Here is a 360-nt window from a genome sequence, read left to right as displayed (position 1 = left end):
GCGAACCGCATTGCAGCCGCACGTCGCCGTCGACCGTCAGGCGCACGCGCGCCGCGCATGGCGCGACGGCAGTCGGGTAGATCGCCGTCGCGCAGCCCATGCCGACCAGCCAGTCGCCGTCGCGCATCGCGCCGACCTTCGGATCGCGCCTGACCCAGCCGAAGGCGTCCGCCGCCTGGTCGTAACACTGGGTCAGCGAACGGCTGGAGAACGGCTTCTTGCCGATCGGCTCCGCCTTCGGTTCGTTGATGCGGCGGAACTCGACCGGGTCCATGCCGAGCGCCACCGCCATCTCGTCCATGGCGTTTTCAAGCGCATAGACATAAGGCGTCTCGGGCGGTGAACGCATGTAGCCCGGCG

At 68.9% G+C, this 360-nt stretch carries 1 protein-coding gene; it reads right to left on the bottom strand.

All coding sequences use genetic code 11. The annotated features are described in order from the left end of the window. Window positions 1-360: molybdopterin cofactor-binding domain-containing protein (locus EN846_RS33960; protein ID WP_145971986.1), on the bottom strand; the 360-nt coding region annotated here is incomplete at both ends.

The organism is Mesorhizobium sp. M4B.F.Ca.ET.203.01.1.1 (assembly GCF_004791025.1).
Lineage (GTDB): Bacteria > Pseudomonadota > Alphaproteobacteria > Rhizobiales > Rhizobiaceae > Mesorhizobium > Mesorhizobium abyssinicae.
Note: the sequence above shows the minus strand (reverse complement) of the source record. Positions and strands in the feature narration are given on the sequence as shown.